Here is a 16370-nt window from a genome sequence, read left to right as displayed (position 1 = left end):
TCAAGCACTCTTTTCTCATCATTAAAGCACACAGCGATCGCCCCAGCATTAAAAGACTACCACATCATCAGCGAGTAAATTTTCTGCTGCTTCCAACATAGATGCAGCAATATCCTTTAAATCTTCACGATTATTTAGGTAAGTTTGCAAGGCCGACCTGGGGTCAATACTGCTACTAGCGGTTAATTCTGGAATTCTCGGACGCGCCAATTGGCTGACTAATTCTGCTTTAATTGTGTAATTGTGAGCTAAACTTAAAGCTCCATGAATAGCCGCAGTATCAATGACATCCATCTGTTCCGAGCGGATTTGATAAATTAACCGCACCACAGCATCTTCAATATTATATTTAGCGATCGCCTTGATTAAAGCAGCTTGAGGATCATCTGCTTGTGATATATCCACCTCAATAGTGCGGAAACTCCGCACAGGTAAAGGGCAAAATTCCCAATTAGCTCTTCCCCGCTCCAACTCTATAATTACATAGCCCTTATCTTCTTTTTCCTCACTAAAATCGACCCGTTCAATACTTCCCGGATAAATGACAGGTGGGTTATTAGACTTATTTAAATTCTGGTGACAGTGAACATGTCCTAAAGCCACGTAATCAAAACAAGGTCGCGTCAGTAAAGATAGGGGTAAAGTAAAACCCTTCCCCACCGCTAAAAGGCGTTCAGCGCCCAAAGTAGCATTATCAGCCATCAAATGAGCCAAAAGCACAGTAGGAACATCAGGGTCAAGGCGGCGAATTTCTCCCTCCAAAACCACTTGTAGACGTTGTGTTAACATTTCGTTTACCTCAGCCAAAGAAGCATTTTTAGTTTCCTGACGGGTCATCAACGTAGAACGAGTCAGCCAAGGTAAAGTAATCACCTGCACCTTACCACTAGGGGTATTAATACAGTGAGTGGTTAAAGTATCACCCACCAAAAACCCCCGCACCCCTAAAGTGCGATAAATATTTAAACTTGCGCCTCCGGTTCCTTGAGAATGTTGGTCATGGTTCCCCACCAACAGCACTGTAGGAATATCTGCATCAACCAGGCGGCGAAACTGACTTGCAAAGGCTTCTTGTACATATGGCGGTGGGGTAGCATCCGGGAACGCATCACCGCCAAATAAGACTAGATCTACCGGGTCTTGTAGCGCCCGGTCAATACATCCGGATAAAGTCTTGACAAAATCCTCTAACCGTGTATTTAGTCCTGTGTCTGGATTCATGCGCCCATGGGAGAAACCGCTCCCCATGTGGATATCCGCAAGATGCAAGATTTTAATCATCTTTGTCAAGTGTCATAGTCATCACACCGTTGGTTAATTTGAATATTAAGATGCCATTAATTAACCAGTGCCTGCAACTGATTTGCTTTGATTATTCATATTTGATTCTGATATGGCTGCAATAATTATACATTGTTTTGCAGCGCCAGCGATCGCTATAAACTTTTATAAGTTGCATAACAATTGCTAATGCGATCGCCAGGAATCAATCAATTTTTGTATAGAGTAATATAAATATCTTTACAAATCCAGTCAAGAGCAACAATTCCCCTCACTCTAGTTGCAATCACTCACGTCATCCTGTGTTTATCGCAACTTCTGATGTACACAAGCTAGATACCACATATAATCATCAATCTTGTTACTAACCGCTTGATTAATATATTGCTGTGCTAACTCCAGTTGCTTTTCCGCCTGAAAATATAATCCCACATAGAGATAACTGTAAAATTTAGTACGCTTATCTGCGTTTTTACCCAATTGAATTAAAACATTGGGAGAACAGCGCCCCGCATACAAATCATATACCCGCCGCATCACCAATCGCGGGTCATTTTTTACTTCTAATAAACACTCACGCGCCGCGGTGACACCATCAGCTTCAGCAGTACAAAGATAGCGCCAAACCGTTTCTTCCACATCTTGAAAATTCACAGTTAAATCTGTCTCAAACTGTTTAGCGCCTTCTGCAAATCTACCAGCATAATAATATGCTAGTCCCCTTTGCCACAAATATGGTGTTAACCGGGGATCAAGTTTTTCTGCTATGTCAAAATCAGCAATAGAAGCATTAATATTTACTAGCTGAAAATGAACCATACCCCTCTGTACATAGGCTTGAGGCTCATGGGGATGATTGGCGATCACATCATCCCAACGCCTCAGTTTTTGTTCTAGCATATTATTGGAATTCATGATTGTAACATTTAATCATCCAATAAACTCATTAATGCTGTAATTTCCGGGTTCTCTGAATCGGATAATTCTTTCCGTAACTCTAATATTTGATTTTGTAATACTTCAGATGTATACAGCAGATTAGATGTTTTAGCAAGTCTTAATTGACTTTCTTTAATTCTAATTTTCCTCAATAGTTCATTTACCGCATCAACTGCGTTATAATCTTCATACATCATCCTTTTACACCCATTCAACTATCAATCTATTAACTGCCGACAGAAGAAATATATATAGCACCCTCTAACTTATCCAAGCATACATCTGAATATGATACAGCAAATTGTAGGTAAAAACGTAATATATAAATGTATAAATGGTAAAATTCTTCTGACGCCAGTATCCTGTCCCCTATTGGCATACCCCACAAGAAGATGAAATATGATGAAATATACTGTCAATGTGGCTGCGTAGACACTCCCCCCCCACTACAATAACCGTAACTTTTGGCTCATCCTTACCCAGACATCACCCGGAAGGACTTGTTTAATTCTTACTACAACTCATATTGTGTAATATAAAACAGCCGCTGAGAGTATAAACATCATGGGCGCAAATCTCATGGAACACCTGCGATAGATATTCGTTCATAGAAGTCAGTAATTTCATAGTTGTGAATATTCCCTCAATAATATTTATTCTGCTGATATTTTTTTTATTTTTAACTGTTTAAATAAGCATCCGGTTAAGAATTGTTTAACTCAGTAGAATTAATCCATGCACAGTATTAAATAATCTGGTACTCAGGAAAAATATGATGATAACTTTTATCAATATCTGCCATTTAGATTGTTTTATGTTATAAAGCTCACAGAAATTGATGCGACATGGAAAGAATTTCTATGGAAATGGAACAATTAGATTGTTTTAAAGCATACGGACAATTTATCTTGGAAAAACTAGACTCAGTACCCCAATACCCTTCTAAACAAGAAGATTGGATACCCACTAGGCTAGATGATTGTCTTGTGCGCCTCCGAGAAGCTGCACAGAAAACTGTAGAACTTGCCACATCTCCAGTTAGAATTGGGGTCATGGGAGAATTCAGCAGCGGTAAAACTTTGCTTTTAGGTAGCTTGATTGGATATGCTGACGCTTTGCCAATTAGTGAGAACCCAACTACAGGTAATGTCACAGCCATCCATATTGTACCACAATCAGGCTTTGTCACTACTCAGGCTAATAATTATACGGTAGAGTATCTTTCTCATCAAGGGGTGAATGAGTGCCTGCAATTCATGTTGCAGGAAGCAAGTCGCCGCAGTGCTGCATCTGGACTACCGCCTATACCCCTGTCAACATTAAAGACTGGCAAAGATATTATTAACTGGTGCGAAGAAGCATGGAACAGTAGCAAAAATTTAGAATTACGTTATTTATTACGAGAGTTGGTATTATTCCTTCGCACTTATCAAGCATATGGCCAAGCAATGTGTGGTATCCACTATCAAATTGATGGTAACATCGCCCGTGAAGGGCTACAGCTACCTGAACAGCCATTAGCTATCCAAACTCTTCGGTTTGAGGACTTACCCTCATCTCATATTCGATTACCCAGCCCACCCCAGAACCTCACAACTAAATTATTACATAACAGCTTCTCACTCATCCACCGTGTCAACATTGAAGTGAAAATATCACGGGAAATCTGGGATTTTAGCGGTGCTTCCCAATTTATTCTCTTAGACTTCCCTGGGTTAGGTGCTGCTAATTCTGGAGCTAGGGATACCTTTTTATCACTGCGGGAACTAGCAGAAGTACAGACAATTTTAATCCTTTTAAATGGGAAAACCCCTGGTAGCGATCGCGCCAATAAAATCTTTACTATGATGCAGCAGCAACGCCCAGGACAAGACCTCAAAGATTTAATTTTGGTGGGGGTGGGTCGTTTTGATCAGTTACCTTTAGATAGTCAAGGTCATGAAAGAGAACTTGACCAATTCATCACAGATACTGAACCTGTAAAAGAAGACGATGTTTTAAGTAAATTGAAAGTTCTGCAAACAACCCTTGATGCTGCTAGTGCATTCATCATTGAACAAGAACGGATGGTTTTGTTATCCCCACTACTAGGACTGGCTGAGTTGGCAAAACGTTCTAGTAAAGTTAAAGCAGGTTCACCGGAATTTCTCACTAACTTAGATTATCCAGATTATCTGGAACGGTCTAGGCGATCGCAACAAAAATGGCAACTATTAAGCACACGTCTGCTAGAATCTGATCCGCGGAGCCATTTAGGTAGACAACTGAGTTACTTCGCCCAAGATGGTGGTATTGCCAAACTACGCGAATTAATTCAAAATCATGTAGCCAATCACGGAGTAAAACAGCTGTATGAAGATACCCATAGGGCTGCTGATAATTTAATGCTACAACAAGAATACCTCAATAATATTATTACCGAAATCCACGAGCAAGGTATTCCCACATCCGATACTCACAACCTCATTGAGTTGCGGTCTGCTATTGAAAGTTTAGATAAAACCTATCGCAACTTCCAGAAAGATTTAGGTAAAGAACCACTCAAAGACCGGTGGGGAAATATTGTCAGTGATGTAGTTAAAGACGAACTCACATTTAAAATACTCAACTGGAACGAGTGGACATTACTATTTAACAAAGCCAACAATGGTAATATCACCATTGCGGAATTTAAAGGGGCAGCGGGTAAACTATTTGACAGAGGTAATAGAGTTAATAGCAGCCTACCTACAAAGAGTGAAGATTTTTATGCAGCTTTTGTGAAAACTGTCAAGGAATTAGAAGAATTTGCCCGAGAGCGCATTCATCAAGCATTAGCCGACTTATTAAATAAATTATCCCAGCAGATAGCCCCACAGCGGGATTATTTGCAGACTAATCTCAATCCAGAAATGGAACAAGATATTGAAACAGAATTTGGTATAGAAGAAGCCGATATTTTTTACAAGTTGCTGTTAGGATGTGACCCTAATCACTGGCTAGAAGCAATTATCGCCGAAATTAATAGCAAAGAACAATCAATTTCACCCCAAATCATATTCCCCTTAGCCCGTAGAGATGAAAAACACAATATTGGTCAAATCTTTGACTGGTCTCCTGAAAAAAGTCCAGACTTACCCAGAACAGGTAATCACCAACTTTTTGTATTGCGACTACGAGATGAAATCATTACAACTGCTAGCCTGCATCTGGTGCAATATGTCAGCCAAGTCAATCAGCAGATAAATGCTGAACTAGAAGGTATTTTAGATCAAATTATTCCCAGCATGCAAAATATTTCTAAAAAAGAGGCTTTACTCAGATATATTGCGGCAGAAAGCTCCCCAGCTAAAGTTAATATTCCCCATTGGTTGCAGATTCTCGCAGAAGTTGCCACAATTTCTTATCAAGAGGATAATTTTCTAGTTACAAAAAATTCTTGATTGTTTAGGGTTCAAAGCCTTAATTGTTTACTATTTTCGATATTTCTAGTTAGTTCGGTACATTTTCGGTAACTTTAACCACAGATACTAGATTTTAATTGGCAATTTATTATTAATTTCAGGAGAAATAAATGCCTGTAGAGATTCGGCTCGCACCTAATTTTCAAGTGCATATTAAAGAAAAAGAATATTTGGAACTACCCACCATCCAACTGCTAGCAGCAGGGGATAATGTCCCTCACATTGCTAGAATTAATTGCATTGTCACCGGTACGCCGGAGGAATTAGCATTACAAATTAAAAAAGCATATAAACCATTTGATTCTGTAACTCCTAAAATTTCCCAAATCGGGCAATTAGAGCAATATCCTTGTAAGTTAACTCGCCCTTTTCGAGAACCAATTAATTGTACTTTGTCCGTAAGTGTTGAGTATTTCGATTCTGACGCTTTAGGAGATCCCGTACTTTCTGAACCCCGGGAAACTGAAGCTTCATGTTATCTCTGGTCACCATTAATGGATGATGAAGAAATCATTGAGGCCGAAGCCGTGACCATCCCCATAGAAACCAGTCCCTATATTGAAAACCAACCAAAAAAAAGATTTCCCGGATGGTTAGCATTGGATTTTGGTACATCCAACTCTACAGTCACACTCTTTGATCCCATTGAGGTTCCCATCGCCGAAATTTTACCCAGGGAACAAGAAATCAGGTTACGCCATCGCATGGCCGAGTGGTTGAGTTCCCCCCCATCGGTAGCTTTACCCGATGTCAACCCCCATGACTGGGAGAAATTTATTGCTGATGTGAGCAAAAACCTAGAAATGGAACCCTATAATCTAGCATCAGTTTTTGAAACTGACCAAAAAGAGCGATTCTTAGAAGCAATTCGCCAAATAGAGTTATGTCTAGGTAACAGCGAGAAATTCCGGCGGGCCGCTAGCAAAAAACTTTACCAAATATACCATGAAGTTTTTCGTGTACCTACTTTAGAATCGCAAAACTTAATCCCCGTCGTCTTAGATATTAATCGCCGTGATACAGAAATACCCAGCGAATTGGAAATCTTTACCTTGACAGATTTACAACTACGCATGGGTAGAGAAGCCAGGGATAATAGAAAAAAAGCCATCGCCCAAGGTAGCAGCGTCTCTTTAAAAGAAATTATCAGCAGATTTCACCACTCACCCAAGCGCTACTTTGGACAAGATCGCACTTTCCCAGTGATTTTAAATACTCAGCAAGAAATAATTCATGTTAACCAACTTATCCAAGCAGCTTGGGCTCATTTAATCGATTTAACCGAAGATTACCGCCAACGCGCTAGGCGCAAGTTTTCTGATGGAGATTTCGTTACAGCTGTTGTAACTTACCCTACTGTCGCCCCCCCATTAGTCCGTAAGGAAGTTAAAGAATTAGTGGAACAGTTGGGTATTGATGATGTCCAAACCGCCTATGATGAGGCTGTTTCAGTGGCAATCTTCTTTTTATGGCGAGAATTTGGTGGTAATCTCAATATTGGCATTGAATCATTTAAAACCCGTTGTCGTCAAGTCGAAAACAAATGGTCGCAAAATGTCCTCGTCTTGGATATCGGGGGGGGAACCACAGACTTAGCTTTGATTGAATTGACTTTAGATGATAATACCCCAACCTTTGCAGACTATGAAGATAGAGGATTAGGAGGACGTTACTATAAACTTACTCCCAAACTGTTAGGCTCATCAGGGCATTTACAGTTGGGCGGTGAATTAATTACCCTGCGAATATTTAGGTTATTAAAAGTAGCGATCGCAGACTTTTTGTTAACGGCAATAACTACAGGGGACATCGAAAGCGAAAAGCTAGAAGATTTAATTAACACAGAATTAAATGAACGTTTTATTGAAGAAGGAAAATTTAAAAGTGGCAGTTTATTAAAATGTATAGATAAAGAAAACCCTGATGGTGATGCTGCTTATAAAGATTCCCTAGATACTGCCGAGAAAGTATTACCCACGAGATGGCAACAAGTACCCCAGCGGCTACAAACCTTTTATACTCTCTGGGAGCATGCTGAATCAGCTAAACTCAAACTGGGGCAAAAATCAGAGCATCATCTTTTAACTTTCACTATTTCCGAAACTCACATTTGTGAACTTCTCACTCAAAGTGGAATTAAATTTCAAGTCAGAACCACTGATAATATTGGCGTTATCATCGACAGCGAACAATTTGAACGCGCCGCCGCTTCCACTATTAAGGAGGGAATTGGTATCGCTAAAGGACTCATGGAAAGTCGCCTGGGTTTCCATGGGCAAAATATAGATGCTTGGAATACTCATAAAGTTGACTGGTTGATTTTATCTGGTAAAACTTGCAACCTGGAATTAGTACAGCGCTACATCTACGAAGAATTTAGTAAATCCCCTTACTTCGTCTGGAACCCAGAAAGAATTACCTTTGTCTTGGAATTTACAAAACTCGCTACTTCCGCCGGTGCTTGCTACGCTGAGAAACTCCGCCGACTGAGATTTGACCCCGAAGAGTCTAAGGAATTGTTGCGCAAAGGAGCAAATCAGTTAGAAATAGACGTGAAAAATCTCTTTTATTATCTACCTTGTAACTTCAAACGCAAAACCCAAAGCAACGAACTTTTAACCATATTCAAAGCTGGACAGGAACTTTATCAAATCAGTCCCACAGAAACAGCCGCCAAAGTACGCACAGAATGGCAAGGGACACAATTAATTAATATTATTTACCGCCAAGACTACGAGGAGGGAGACTTACGACTGTGGGGGAGCTTTGACGGTAAAAACCTGATGCAAAAACTAGGAATGTCAGAAACTGAGTTTCTTAAAAAAATCAAAGTTCAATTTGAAATTGACCAGACTCTAGAATTTAGGGTTTTACTTTGTCAAGGGAACCCCCATTATTTAATTGACCTTCCTGGTATTGATGTGGGTGCTGCACTATTAGCAGCTTCCGAAACAGCAGCCCTATTTGCTGATGGTAAGTTAAAGTGGAATATTGCCTTAGAAAGTCCCAAGCACAACTTAAATGATGGTGATATTGCAGTCAATGTGATTGAGTCAGCAACTGTTGACCAGCCCAACGCCTATCATTTAGTTTTTGAAGCAGGAAAAGATAATAGTCAATTTTTGCGAGAATTTCACTATGTCCATCATGGGGAACAGCAGTCACAAACCGGTTTAGTCAGTCACCCTTTACCTCCCTTTCCCCAAAGCCGTCAGCACACATTTTATATTTATCAAACAGATACCACCACTAACACCAAAAAATGGATCCGCATCGGTGCATTAAGTAAACCAGATGTCGCCACCAATTACCCTTGTAAATATTACGTGACTCTAGATAACAAAGGTTTTCTGAGAATACACGCAGGGGAGGTTCCCTATTGGACCTCCACTAGTCAAGAATGTCTTAAACAGCCAGGATGTGTTTATCAGGCCGAATTAGAACTACAACCTAACGAAGTGGATAAGGAACGCGACCCTTTTTGTGGTGTACATTAAACTTCCTCGGTTGAGTAGGTACTTTGACGGGAGCATCTGAGTTTGATAATATTTCACCTCTTGCTCCCTCTGCTTGATAACCAGAGGGTTGGGGTGGGGTTTGAAACGCTATCATCAGTTTTAGTATTAATACTCATGCAGCAATTACGCCAGTTATTAGCAATACAAGGGTCAGAGTTGGCTAAATTACTTAAATGTAGTTTACGTGGACTAGAGGCGACTTTAACTCAAGCTATCTCAGAATTTCCCCTCGACCCCGGTACTCAAATATGTGAGGAGTTATTACGGGAAATCTCCGGGTTATTGCAACCACGGACAGATTCTCCCCCAGAAGATGCGATCGCCATGATATTGCTCCCAACTGAGTTAAAATTGACTCATCTGCGGTCGGTTTTTAATGCTGATGCCGAACTAAAGTTATATTTAGGTACTGCTGAACTACAAAGCCAAACCGATGCTGACCTATGGAACGAAATTCACCGCCAACTGCTGCGAGTTCCGGAAAATATCGCCACAGCTTGGCGATCGCGCGTCTTAGATTTAGCTGAACAAGTAGGCGCACTACCAGATAATTTACACGTTGCTGAACTTCCTTTTAGCCGTGATCAAATAATTTATCCCGGACTGAAGGGGAGTGTAACAGCGCCGGGGTTATCTTTATCTGAGAAAGCCTTATTAAATACGGGAGTTAATCCAACTGACCAATATGGTAATTTATACTGTATCGCTGGCTTTGTGCAGCTGTTCCTGAGATTTACTGAAATAGACCCAGACTTACATCATGCTTTAAAGACTGTGTTTACCTTTGATATTATGCCCTTGCACTCCCAGCCAGAACAACGCACTCAATATATAAATACTTTAAGCGATCGCTGGCAGCGTTTGCAACAAGCCGAGTCAAATTCTGATGAGTTGTTAAGTCTGCGTGCCTGGATAGATATAGATGAGGCCATACACTCCTTAGTATTTGTCCCACCCGCAGAGCGTTATTCCTGGTGGGGTAATTTACAGCAAGAATCACGACGGATTTTAAAAAAAAAGGCTCAAACGGCGGTGAATATGGGTTATGATGTGCGGATTCGGCAGTTATCTGGACTTTATGCCGATGTCTGTTCTTTCTCTAAAGATGACCTCCAACTCAACTGTGGCGGTGTTCCAGGGGAAGTGTTAACTTGTCTGCGGGTATATGCGAGCATTAATCAAGAAGAAACCCCAGGAAGGGTTATATTTCGCTCTTTGCGTTAGTCTTCTATTTTTTACCCTTACAGTTCCCCCCAGAAAGCTTTTCCTACTAAGGCGTTGAATAGGGTATTACTTTTTTCGTTCTCAAAAGCAAAAAACCTCACTAATACTAGACCCGCTTTTAGGCGTAGGGAGTGTCAAAACCCCATACAGATGACAAGGGTTATATAAATTTACTTTGAACAAAAAATAAAGATTAATCTAACATTTTTCATCTAAATAAATTACAAATTTATCTGTGTTAGTCTGTCTAAATCTATGAACCTGTAGCTTATCTACTAAACGCGACGCTAACGCTCAGGGCTGGTTCATCATGTCTTTGTGATCACAAACAAAGCAATATGCTGTAAATATCTCACCAATATTGTGATGTATAAGATACAAAAAACCAGCCATAGTAATGACATCTGTAAATTTATTAGACTTGACTATGTTTTTTGTAACTTAGGGACAGTCTTACTAAGTTGTCTTCTGATTTTGACCGCTATTACCATGAAGTCTGTATCTGCTGCGGATAATGCACAGAAGAATATGATTTTACCAAATCAAATAAATCAGGTTTTTTATGGTGAAAATAGCCATAAATCATCAATATACCCAGGTAACAAGAAGTCATATATCACCGTCACTGAAAGATTATTAACATCAAGAAAAAGTAATAATCCTGTTAAATTACACACAAGTAACAGTGAGGATTTAGCTGTTAACATTGAACTTGAAAAAATCAGGAATTATTCTGTTGCTCATCTGGGTTTTTCATCTAAGAATGTACTAAACAGCAAAATAAACACCAGTCAAATTTTATTGACATCCCACCACGATAATATTGATGGAGAATCACCAGAAGAAATCCCACAGCCAACTAATTTAGTTAATTTACTGTCGCAAAAACAACCGGAATTGAGCACAGATGTAGAACTTTCATCACCTGAGGAGGATATCCCTAGCAATAGTGATACATTACGCCAAGAACTATTAATTGATCCCATCATCAACACCCAAGAAAGCATCATCAAAACTGAACCGCCAAGGGCTTTCCCTGGTTCAACAGCTGGTACTCCTTCTGGTTATGGTGCAAGTGGTGGTCAAGTCTATGTTGGTGTTGGTTTACTTTTCCCTTTAGAGGAAGATTCCGATGGCTTTCGAGATGGCTCTTACTCCGCTGGTTTTGGGTTAGGAGATCCGTTGAAATCTGTAGGGTTGGAAGTTAATGTTAACTTTGCTAGTTCCGGGGGTACTTACTTTAAAGGTGGAGAGTTTGATGTGGGGACTAGCGGCTATATGGGGTTAAAACTCCACAAATACTTACGTAACCGTACATCTGTAGCCGTGGGTTGGTCAAATGCTCTCAAATGGGGAGAATCTTCCGATAATAAAGACACTATTTATGGAGTCGTTACTAGGGCGTTTCTACTGCAACCAGATAACCCACATCATCAATTACCTTTGACTATTTCTGTGGGTTTTGGTAACGGCGGTTTTCGTTCTCTAGGCGCAAGAGCCGCGGGGGGAAATAATGCTAATATTTTCGGGAGTCTAGGTTTAAGAGTCATACCTGAAGCATCCCTAGTCAGTAGCTGGACGGGAAATCGTGTGAATGTAGGTACCTCTATTGCTCCTTTCAGAAATAGACCTATAGTTATCAATGCTATTCTGACAGACATTAGTCGTAATTTTGATACTGGCTTAGGTTTTGCGCTGAGTGCAGGGTACAGTTTCAAGTTTTAAGCAATTTCATCAATCATAAAAATCATGAAGAAACAAACATTCTTGCTAAATTTGGCGGTAGCATTGGCTTGTTTTACTTATCTGGCGGCTGCGCCTCATAGAGCCTATGCTGGTAAGGAGATTGTACCGGGTAGTTCTCCAGATTCTGCCTCTTTAATTGGAGATAAGGAGATTGTACCGGGAACTGGTATAGATTCTACTTCCTCAATGGGTGATATTGTACCGGCAACCGGGGTTAATGTTCAAGTTGTTAATGATGGTAATTTTTCGGCGGGAGTTTTGAGGGTCTCCCCGGAAGTTCAGAATGATTTAAATGCAGTTCTCGATCATCTACTCAGTACAAGTCTGGCTAAAAATAAGCCATCTGATTCCATTGAATATATCTTACAGGGTGAAAATAATGTAGATCAGGTCAAATCTTCTATAGTGAGTTTAGAAGTGTCACCATCACCAGTAACATCACTGGTAAATGCTTTAAGTGAACTGACAGGACCAGACCAAAATGTGGATATTAATAAGTTTAATGATGCTCTGACTGCATATAATCAAATTGTGCAGGAAAGTAGCCCCGTAGTTCTGCAAGCATTGGCGAAAAACCCAAGTTTTACCGCCGTTAATCATCTGCTGAGTCAGTTAAGAGTTGCTCTCAATCAAAAGTAAAATTTTAGACATGGTTATTTACCTTCCTCTGGCTTTAGTCAGAGGATTCTTTGGCGAATATGCTCAATAGTAAATATTTTTTCGATAATATTTATTATCCACCAGAGAAAAACAGTGGCAGCACAAATGCCGCTATAATTCCAAGCAACACAACACCCTCAATAATTCTCAGGGAAAAATTACTCTGGATTAACTGGTTAATTTGGTTACTGAAATTATTAGTGGGAAAATTACCCAACCAACTACGCAAACGACTATACCAGTTTTTCGGACTATCTCCTGGGCGGAATTTCCATGACCACATTGATAGTAACAATGGCGCACCACCTACTTTAGCAGACATCAAAAGATGAATCGCTAAAGAACAAACCATAATTACCCAAGTTATCAGATGGCAGTAATACCATAAGTGATCAAGTTCTCTTGTAGGTAGCCATTCCTCTTTCATCATTCTGCCAGATATTACCGCCAAAACCGAGGACAGCAACATCAGAGTATTGATAATCCGTTGTGAACTTACCCACCAAATGGGTTTACCAACCTGTGTTAAATTTTGTATGGAGTCGGGTTGTAATAGCCGCCTTTGTCCCGCATGAAAGCTATAAAGTACAAAAGCTGGTAATAACAGTAAAAAGAATAAAGCTACAGTTCCATGAATATCTTGAATTGGATCAATTCTAGGAATGAGGACTTTGCCAAATCTGCCATCGAAGGTATTGTAAACTAGGAAGCCAGTAATGATGGAAGTAATGACCAAAATTCCATTAATACCATGGAGAACTCGCAACAACAAAGGTTGATAAGGGGCTGAACGACTCATAGATAATGCCAAGCTGTTTATGGTAGAATTATAAGCTTATTACTCGGTAGTTCTGACTCAAAACACTACATCAGCCTCGATAAACTACATTAGAACTGAAAATGGTTACAATAAATAAATGATATAATAGCCTATTACTCTCACTCACCCTGGTTTTATGGGACTGCCAATTGTTGCTATTATCGGTCGCCCGAATGTGGGCAAGTCTACCCTGGTTAATCGTCTCGCCGGGGAGCAAACGGCGATTGTCCACGATGAACCGGGTGTAACACGCGATCGCACTTATATGCCATCTTACTGGCGCGATCGGGATTTTATCGTTGTAGATACAGGGGGCTTAGTATTTAACGATGATACGGAATTTCTGCCGCTAATTCGCCAACAGGCACTCACCGCGCTCTCACAAGCCAGTGCGGCAATTTTTGTTGTAGACGGTCAAACTGGGCTGACAGGTTCAGATCAAGAAATTGCTACATGGTTACGTCAGCAACCAGTACCGGCGTTACTGGCTGTGAACAAATGTGAATCCCCAGAACAAGGCGCAATTCAAGCATCTGAATTTTGGTCTTTAGGCTTGGGGGAACCTTTTCCTATCTCGGCAATTCATGGTAGTGGTACTGGGGAACTACTCGATGAGTTAATTACTCACATCCCCATGGTCACGGAAGTAGAAGAAACTAACGAGATTAAGGTGGCGATTATCGGCCGACCCAATGTGGGTAAATCCAGTTTATTAAATGCTTTTGTGGGAGAAGAAAGATCAATTGTTAGCCCTATTTCCGGCACAACCCGCGATGCTATTGATACCGTGGTTGAACGCAATGGGCAAATTTATCGCTTGATTGACACCGCCGGCATTCGCAGAAAAAAACAAATAGAATACGGTACAGAGTTCTTTAGTATTAACCGTGCTTTTAAGGCCATTCGCCGCGCCGATGTGGTTTTATTAGTGGTTGATGCTTTAGATGGAGTCACAGACCAAGACCAAAAATTAGCCGGGCGGATTATAGACGAGGGTCGAGCTTGTATAATTGTCGTGAACAAATGGGATGCCATCGAAAAAGATTCATACACCATTTACGACTACGAAAAGAGTCTGGAAGCCCGGTTACATTTTACAGAATGGGCAGAAACCATTTTTGTTAGTGCTTCCACAGGACAACGGGTAAATAAGATTTTAGACTTGGTGAATGAAGCTGCTGAGTCACACAAACGCCGTGTAACTACCTCTGTAATTAACGAAGTGCTCACAGATGCTGTAAGTTGGCATTCACCCCCGGCTACGCGTGGCGGTCGTCAAGGTAAAATCTATTATGGGACTCAAGTGGCGGTGCAACCACCAACTATCGCCCTATTCGTCAACGAAGCTAAACGCTTTAATGACAATTACCGCCGCTACATTGAACGGCAATTCCGCCAACAATTAGGATTTAAAGGTACACCTATCCGGTTAATTTGGCGCAGTAAAAAAGTCCGAGAGATGGAACTAGGTAGCGTCAACAGAGCAACTCGTGTCAAATAAGTTTAACTTCTCAGGGTTATATTTCGCCTATGTCAGGCCAAAATAGTCAATATCAAGCCTGACTCTCTACTACTTAGCACTGATAAATGGACTTATTGCGATCGCTACCCCTTGGACTGTACCTAGAACAGCCGCAAACTTGGCTACACAAACTTGATGCACGGGTGAAAATTGCTTGGTTGATGAGTTTTCTCACTAGCTACACCTTTGCTAATAACGAGTGGCGAATACTACTAGTTGCACTGTTAATTATTTTGACTGTAATGGCCAGAATACCCCAGCGAGTCTGGAAACAGCAAATGGTATGGCTGTTAACATTGTCTGTGTTTGTCTTTGGGATTATTAGTATTAGTCCCGATGGTCTGGGTGTAAGGTATCAGCAGCGTTTACCCGCTAGCGAACAGATATTAATTCCTCCAGGAAGTACCAGTAATAACGCCGAGATTGTTTCAGTACCAACACGGGAAAACAAAAACTACAGCTACATTCTATTTCATCAAGGGCCGGTTAAGGTAACTCGTCGCTCAATTGATTTGGCTATTAGAGTCAGTACAATTATATTTACTGTGATTTATAGCAGTAACCTGTATCTGCTGACAACCGCACCCGAAGAAATCACCACTGCTATAGAAAGTTTAATGCAGCCCTTGGCAAGGTTGAAAGTGCCGGTAACTGAAATTACCCTCACCTTAACTTTGTCGTTGCGATTTATCCCCCTAGTTCTGGAAGAGGTGCAAAATTTAATTCGCTCTGTGATGACTAGGGCGATTAATTGGAAAAAACTGGGCTGGAAAAGAGCAGCTCAGGTTTGGATGATTGTAGCACAGAGACTGTTAAAAAATCTCCTACTACGAGCCGAACAAATGGCTAACGCTATGATGGTAAGGGGGTTTACTAGTCCTAGTGAGCATCAAGTCAAATGGCATGAATTACGTCTGAGGGCTAGAGATTGGCTGGCGATCGCTATGCTTACCCTATTTTGGGTTGCTAGGCTAGTTATAGGAAATATGGCTTAGTCGCTGATCCTCTGAGCTATTTTGTGCCACAGGCGAATAATTATGGCAATATGGAAAGAGACTAAAGTAATTACCTTAGTGGTTTGTTGTGCATTTCTACTTTCCTGTTACCAACCTCATCTGCCAATTACACACAGGACGCAGGTTTTGATAACTGCCATTCAAAGGCCAGAATCACTAATTTTCTTATAAGCTCACGAAAGATGCTGGCAAAAGGGGTGT

The 16370-nt window shown here is 40.7% G+C and carries 11 protein-coding genes; 7 read left to right on the top strand and 4 right to left on the bottom strand.

Annotated features, from left to right (window positions below; translation table 11 throughout):
- Window positions 1-48: 48 nt before the first annotated feature.
- From PN457_RS02595 to PN457_RS02585, 3 genes are all read right to left on the bottom strand, one after another.
- Window positions 49-1281, bottom strand: coding sequence for an exonuclease SbcCD subunit D (locus PN457_RS02595; protein ID WP_271731145.1), 1233 nt, complete (start codon window positions 1279-1281; stop codon window positions 49-51).
- Window positions 1282-1587: 306 nt separating this feature from the next.
- On the bottom strand, window positions 1588-2181 hold the full coding sequence (locus PN457_RS02590; protein ID WP_334310742.1) for a tetratricopeptide repeat protein: 594 nt from the start codon (window positions 2179-2181) through the stop codon (window positions 1588-1590).
- A 26-nt stretch (window positions 2182-2207) separates the two neighbouring features.
- Window positions 2208-2417: a hypothetical protein gene (locus PN457_RS02585; protein ID WP_271731142.1), complete on the bottom strand. Its 210-nt coding sequence runs from the start codon at window positions 2415-2417 to the stop codon at window positions 2208-2210.
- Between the two features lie 663 nt (window positions 2418-3080).
- Between PN457_RS02585 and PN457_RS02580 the strand changes: the two genes are divergently transcribed.
- The 5 genes from PN457_RS02580 (at window position 3081) to PN457_RS02560 (ending at window position 12790) form a co-directional block, all read left to right on the top strand.
- A complete protein-coding gene (locus PN457_RS02580; RefSeq protein ID WP_271731177.1) occupies window positions 3081-5642 on the top strand; it encodes a P-loop NTPase family protein in 2562 nt (853 codons plus the stop codon).
- A 131-nt stretch (window positions 5643-5773) separates the two neighbouring features.
- The gene (locus PN457_RS02575) at window positions 5774-9160 is read left to right on the top strand and encodes an acetate and sugar kinases/Hsc70/actin family protein (protein WP_271731141.1); all 3387 of its coding nucleotides are present in this window, start codon (window positions 5774-5776) and stop codon (window positions 9158-9160) included.
- Between the two features lie 135 nt (window positions 9161-9295).
- On the top strand, window positions 9296-10405 hold the full coding sequence (locus PN457_RS02570) for a hypothetical protein (RefSeq protein WP_271731175.1): 1110 nt from the start codon (window positions 9296-9298) through the stop codon (window positions 10403-10405).
- 489 nt (window positions 10406-10894) lie between these two features.
- Entirely contained in the window at window positions 10895-12130 is a 1236-nt protein-coding gene (locus tag PN457_RS02565; RefSeq protein WP_271731139.1) for a hypothetical protein, read from the top strand.
- A gap of 24 nt (window positions 12131-12154) precedes the next feature.
- Window positions 12155-12790 (top strand): hypothetical protein, encoded by a 636-nt coding sequence (locus tag PN457_RS02560; RefSeq protein WP_271731138.1) that lies wholly within the window; start codon window positions 12155-12157, stop codon window positions 12788-12790.
- Window positions 12791-12884: 94 nt separating this feature from the next.
- Here the strand turns inward: PN457_RS02560 and PN457_RS02555 are convergent, their stop codons facing one another.
- Window positions 12885-13610, bottom strand: a complete 726-nt coding sequence (locus PN457_RS02555; protein WP_271731137.1) for a cytochrome b/b6 domain-containing protein — start codon at window positions 13608-13610, stop codon at window positions 12885-12887.
- Window positions 13611-13767: 157 nt separating this feature from the next.
- Here PN457_RS02555 and der point away from each other — a divergent pair, with 157 nt between their 5' ends.
- Both der and PN457_RS02545 read left to right on the top strand, forming a co-directional pair.
- Window positions 13768-15132: a ribosome biogenesis GTPase Der gene (gene der / locus PN457_RS02550; protein ID WP_271731136.1), complete on the top strand. Its 1365-nt coding sequence runs from the start codon at window positions 13768-13770 to the stop codon at window positions 15130-15132.
- An 86-nt stretch (window positions 15133-15218) separates the two neighbouring features.
- On the top strand, window positions 15219-16148 hold the full coding sequence (locus tag PN457_RS02545; protein WP_271731135.1) for an energy-coupling factor transporter transmembrane component T family protein: 930 nt from the start codon (window positions 15219-15221) through the stop codon (window positions 16146-16148).
- Window positions 16149-16370 lie beyond the last annotated feature (222 nt).

Source organism: Anabaenopsis arnoldii, from assembly GCF_028331025.1.
Classification (GTDB): Bacteria; Cyanobacteriota; Cyanobacteriia; order Cyanobacteriales; family Nostocaceae; genus Anabaenopsis; species Anabaenopsis arnoldii.
The sequence above is the reverse complement of the archived record's forward strand: the minus strand, read 5'-3'. Positions and strand labels throughout refer to the sequence as shown.

Excerpts from the sequence above, each read along its gene's own strand:
- PN457_RS02560 (WP_271731138.1), top strand. The coding sequence starts at position 12,155 with ATGAAGAAACAAACATTCTTGCTAAATTTGGCGGTAGCATTGGCTTGT.
- PN457_RS02585 (WP_271731142.1), bottom strand. The coding sequence starts at position 2,417 with ATGATGTATGAAGATTATAACGCAGTTGATGCGGTAAATGAACTATTG.
- PN457_RS02575 (WP_271731141.1), top strand. The coding sequence starts at position 5,774 with ATGCCTGTAGAGATTCGGCTCGCACCTAATTTTCAAGTGCATATTAAA.
- PN457_RS02565 (WP_271731139.1), top strand. The coding sequence starts at position 10,895 with ATGAAGTCTGTATCTGCTGCGGATAATGCACAGAAGAATATGATTTTA.
- PN457_RS02545 (WP_271731135.1), top strand. The coding sequence starts at position 15,219 with ATGGACTTATTGCGATCGCTACCCCTTGGACTGTACCTAGAACAGCCG.
- PN457_RS02595 (WP_271731145.1), bottom strand. The coding sequence starts at position 1,281 with ATGATTAAAATCTTGCATCTTGCGGATATCCACATGGGGAGCGGTTTC.
- PN457_RS02590 (WP_334310742.1), bottom strand. The coding sequence starts at position 2,181 with ATGCTAGAACAAAAACTGAGGCGTTGGGATGATGTGATCGCCAATCAT.
- PN457_RS02555 (WP_271731137.1), bottom strand. The coding sequence starts at position 13,610 with ATGAGTCGTTCAGCCCCTTATCAACCTTTGTTGTTGCGAGTTCTCCAT.
- der (WP_271731136.1), top strand. The coding sequence starts at position 13,768 with ATGGGACTGCCAATTGTTGCTATTATCGGTCGCCCGAATGTGGGCAAG.
- PN457_RS02570 (WP_271731175.1), top strand. The coding sequence starts at position 9,296 with ATGCAGCAATTACGCCAGTTATTAGCAATACAAGGGTCAGAGTTGGCT.
- PN457_RS02580 (WP_271731177.1), top strand. The coding sequence starts at position 3,081 with ATGGAAATGGAACAATTAGATTGTTTTAAAGCATACGGACAATTTATC.